We start from the raw sequence: 4,985 nt of genomic DNA, 5'->3' as shown, positions 1-4,985 counted from the left end.
CGGGCATTACGTGGATAATAATCGGTGTGATAAGTTTACTTTTCTTTTAAATCATGGTTTTAATTTATTTTTAATAAACTTGGCACGCAAGCTGCATTATTACTTACAGTTGCTCATTCAACTTATTATGATAGTCCCGCAGTTAAGCGGAATATGCGCTTCATAAATCATCGAATGATGCCTAAGACTGGTACCTATCGTCCACCAAACCGATATCGTGTGAATTCACTTTATCAAACATCGGACGACACGTTGAGTGAGGTACCGCCTATGTCCTGCTGTGATGAATGGTTCATCAATTTTGGACATGTTTGGATGCTATTCGTCTCATCCTCCCGATGATTGCTTCGGCTTCATCAAACTGGAGACGATGCTTAAGGGCATCCACATATTCTGCGACGGGGCAATTTATTGCCCCGTTGTCACATCTATACCCGCCATACTTCAAGCTGCATGTGCGCTGGCCGCCTCCCGCAACTCGAATTATTTAGGGTATATTATGGTCAAAGATAAGCTACGCTCTCCGTTTTTACTGCAAATAACAATAAAAGCAGGTCTGATGATGATTCTGACGATAATGGATAAGCCACATTAATTAAAAGCACTTAGCTCAAAGCCAGGTGCTTTTTTTTTATCTCAATCAAGAGACGTTGTTCCTGGTACATACCCAATAGATTTCAAGTTGCGGGCAGGCGGAAAACGAGATACAAATCGGTCGGGAACCGATTTGAACAGCATTTATGCTCGCCCGCAGGGTGAGCCTCATTAATCCCGATGAGCTGACATAAGTCAGTGATTCGGGTTATTGAGTGCAGCCAACACACCTGCAACTTAAAAAATGACGGGTAATTGTGCCACAAGCATTGTAATCCTCACGCAGTCAGTTAGCATCACCACAGCATGATAGGTAATGAGATGATTTCGTTGAAAAGATGGCGTTTATTTCCCCGTTCTTTACGTCAATTGGTACTCATGGCATTTCTGTTGGTGCTGCTACCTTTATTGGTGCTGGCATACCAGGCTTATCAAAGCCTTGACCACCTTAGCACGCAGGCGGCTGACATTAATCGTACTACGCTGGCAGATGCGCGGCGCAGTGAGGCGATGACCAGTGTGGCGCTCGAAATGGAGCGTAGTTATCGCCAGTACTGTGTATTAGATGATGCAACACTGGCAAAGTTATATCAGCATCAACGTAAACAGTACGCTCAAATGCTTGATACGCACGCCCCTATCCTGCCAGATGCCCGTTACTATCAGACTCTGAGCAGTTTACTGACACAACTTTCTGATATTAAATGTAAAAATAGTGGCCCGGAACAAAATGCGTCAGCACTATTAGAGCAGTTTTCCCGCTCCAATGCCGAAATGGTACAGGCAACGCGCGATGTGATTTTCTCCCGCGGTCAGCAATTACAAAAAGATATTGCCGAACGTGGGCAATTCTTTGGTTGGCAATCCCTGTTGCTGTTTTTGGTCAGTGTGCTGTTAGTGGTGTTATTTACCCGGATGATAATTGGGCCGGTTAAAGGCATTGAGCGGATGATTAATCGCTTAGGTGAAGGGCGACCATTAGGTAATACGGCGCTATTTAAAGGGCCACGCGAGTTACGCTCACTGGCACAGCGTATTATTTGGCTCAGCGAGCGCTTAGCGTGGTTAGAGTCACAGCGCCACGAGTTTTTGCGCCATATCTCTCATGAATTGAAAACACCACTCGCCAGTATGCGCGAAGGGACCGAATTGTTAGCGGATGAGGTTGCCGGGCCATTGACGCAAGATCAAAAAGAAGTTGTGGCAATCCTTGATAACAGCAGCCGTCATTTGCAATTATTGATTGAGCAATTATTAGACTATAACCGTAAACTGGCAGATGGCCCCGGTGAACATGAGAATGTTGAACTGGCGGAAATGGTTGAGGATGTTATCTCAGCCCATAGTTTACCCGCACGGGCCAAGACTCTACAGACTGAGACTGATCTGCAAGCGGACATTTGTTGGGCAGATCCGACATTATTAATGCGGGTATTGGATAATCTCTACTCCAATGCGGTGCACTATGGCGAGGAATCCGGTACCATTTGGATTCGCAGCCGTCGGGTGGATAACCGCGTACAAATTGATATTGCCAATACCGGGGCGCCGATCCCTATGTCCGAAGAAACCATGATATTTGAGCCTTTTTATCAGGGAAGCCATCAGCGAAAAGGGGCCGTCAAAGGTAGTGGGTTGGGGCTGAGTATTGCTCAGGACTGCATCAGACGTATGCAGGGCGACTTGCAACTGGTGGCTGTTGATTACGCTGCGGTTTGCTTTCGTGTTGAATTGCCATTAACCGCCGAGAATGAATGAATAATGTACAAATGGTCTATGAGCAGCATTATTAAAAAGACCGTCTTTTTATCATGTCCGACATCAACTGCGGCAGCTATGCCCGCGGGCAAATCTGGTACGGGTATTTTTTGGCGAGCATTGTTGCTGGCCCCACTCTTACTTACCGGATGTACTGATAATCCAGCCAGTAGCCGTTTTTCACAAGCAGTGCAGTTGGTCATACCGGAAACGAAAATCGTTGATTATCGGACCTTATCCTGCGATGTGCTGTGGGATCTTGATGATAAAGAGACACTGGAGAACTCCCTGTACTGGCTACGAGCAATGGACTGTGCAGAGCGTATGGGGTCTACTCAAGCGCGAGCATTAGCGAAGTCATTGCCGGTAGTGGCATGGCCTTCGGCCTTCAAGCAGGGCATTTTAGTCAGCAGTGCCGAGCCTACAATGGCGGAACGTCGTCAAGTGGTTGAGCGTTTGAACAGTTATAGCCAAAGCGTCCCTGGCGCGGTGCGCCCACTGATTCAGCTATGGCGTGAGCAACAGGTGCTGCGCATCTCTCTGGCAGAAGAGCGCATTCGCTACCAGCGCTTACAGGACGAATCGGACACCCAGATTGATCGCCTGCGAGAAAGCCAGGTCCGGTTGCAATATAACTTACTGGATACTACCCGTAAGCTGGAAAACCTGACTGATATCGAACGGCAGCTTTCATCACGCAAGCAGTTGCAGAATGAAATTCCAGAAACGGATGTGGATAGCAAACCAGCCGTCGTGCCGAAACCGCTAGAAGCTAAACCACAGCCCAAAGTTGAGCCAGCTAAACCGGTTGAAGCCAAACCAACTGAAGCTAAACCGGTTGAAGCTAAACCGACCGAAACTAAACCGGTTGAAGCCAAACCGACCGAAGCTAAACCGGTTGAAGCTAAACCGACCGAAGCTAAACCGGTTGAAGCTAAACCGGTTGAAACCAAACCGGCAGAAACCAAGCCGACAGCGCCTCAAGCTGATACTAAACCGGCCCCACAATCGGTAGAAAAACCGGCTGATACTTATACTCCGCCAGTGGTACCACCAACGGATGTACCACCTGCCACCAATAAGGAATCTCATGACGCCACGCAAACCGGCCAATCTACTGCTGGTTGATGACGACCCCAGCTTACTTAAGTTACTGGGGATGCGTTTAACCAGCGAAGGGTTTAATGTCACCACGGCTGAAAGCGGCCAGGAAGCATTGCGTTTGTTAATGCGTGAAAAGATAGACTTGGTTATCAGTGACTTGCGTATGGATGAAATGGACGGCATGGCGCTGTTCGTCGAAATTCAGAAACATCAGCCAGGTATGCCAGTGATTATCCTGACCGCCCACGGCTCTATCCCTGATGCGGTGGCTGCCACCCAGCAAGGGGTGTTCAGTTTCCTGACCAAACCGGTTGATCGCGATGCTTTGTATAAAGCCATTGATGCAGCTTTAGAGCTTTCTATTCCTGCCGGTGATGATACCTGGCGTGAAGAGATAGTGACCCGCAGCCCGGTTATGTTGCGCCTGCTGGAGCAGGCCAAAATGGTGGCGCAATCTGACGTCAGTGTGCTGATTATCGGGCAAAGTGGAACCGGTAAAGAGGTTCTGGCGCAAGCTATCCATGCTGCCAGCCCTCGGGCGAAAAAAGCCTTTATTGCCATTAACTGTGGCGCATTGCCGGAGCAGTTATTGGAGTCAGAACTGTTTGGTCATGCCAAAGGCGCATTTACCGGTGCGGTCAGCAGCCGTGAAGGGCTATTTCAGGCCGCAGAAGGCGGCACGCTGTTTTTAGACGAAATCGGCGATATGCCGCTGTCTTTACAGGTGAAATTACTGCGAGTGCTGCAAGAACGCAAAGTACGGCCGCTGGGCAGTAACCGTGATTTAAGTATCGATGTGCGGGTCATTTCAGCCACCCACCGTGATTTGCCTAAAGCCATGGCAAAAAATGAATTCCGCGAAGATCTCTACTATCGTTTGAATGTGGTGAATCTGAAGATCCCGGCACTGCATGAGCGCTCAGAAGATATCCCGCTGCTGGCTAATCATCTGTTACGTGAATCAGCTAAGCGGCATAAGCCCTTTGTCCGCAGTTTCTCAACTGATGCTATGAAGCGGTTAATGACCGCCAGTTGGCCGGGTAACGTGCGTCAATTGGTCAACGTGATTGAACAATGTGTGGCACTCACCTCAGCTCCGGTCATTAGTGAAGCATTGGTTGAGCAGGCACTGGAAGGGGAAAACACGGCATTACCAACCTTTGTTGAAGCTCGTAATCAGTTCGAATTGAATTATTTGCGTAAGCTGCTACAAATCACCACCGGTAATGTGACCCAGGCTGCCCGGATGGCGGGGCGTAACCGTACCGAGTTTTACAAGTTATTGTCGCGCCATGAGCTGGATGCCAATGATTTTAAAGAATAACTTATACCCGTCATACTTCAAGCTGCATGTGCGTTGGCTGCTTTCGTTACTCGGCCCATCCATCGGCCTCGCCTCTACGAGGCCGCTGCAAGCAGCGTTCAAATCTGCTCCCGGCAGATTTGTCACCCGAATCATTGACTGGCGTCAACTCATCGGGATTTACTCGATTGCCGCCTTCCTGCAACTCGAATTATTTAGGTTATAT

The 4,985-nt window shown here is 48.6% G+C and carries 3 protein-coding genes and 1 pseudogene; all 4 read left to right on the top strand.

Annotated features, from left to right (window positions below):
- Window positions 1–915: 915 nt before the first annotated feature.
- Window positions 916–2,352 (top strand): sensor histidine kinase, encoded by a 1,437-nt coding sequence (locus V1952_RS20055; protein ID WP_420075395.1) that lies wholly within the window; start codon window positions 916–918, stop codon window positions 2,350–2,352.
- A gap of 78 nt (window positions 2,353–2,430) precedes the next feature.
- Window positions 2,431–3,480 carry a two-component system QseEF-associated lipoprotein QseG gene (gene qseG / locus V1952_RS20050; protein ID WP_420075396.1) on the top strand — a complete coding sequence of 350 codons (1,050 nt, stop codon included), beginning with the start codon at window positions 2,431–2,433 and terminating at the stop codon, window positions 3,478–3,480.
- Complete coding sequence (gene glrR / locus V1952_RS20045; RefSeq protein ID WP_032907964.1) at window positions 3,443–4,780, top strand: two-component system response regulator GlrR; 1,338 nt, start codon at window positions 3,443–3,445, stop codon at window positions 4,778–4,780. Before qseG ends, glrR begins: the two co-directional genes overlap by 38 nt.
- Window positions 4,764–4,985 (top strand): annotated as a pseudogene (locus V1952_RS20040) (hypothetical protein); the annotation flags it as partial. The gene glrR and the pseudogene V1952_RS20040, both read left to right, overlap by 17 nt.

It is taken from the genome of Yersinia sp. 2542 StPb PI, assembly GCF_048593855.1.
Classification (GTDB): Bacteria; Pseudomonadota; Gammaproteobacteria; order Enterobacterales; family Enterobacteriaceae; genus Yersinia; species Yersinia enterocolitica_E.
This window is presented reverse-complemented; position numbering and strand designations above follow the sequence as displayed.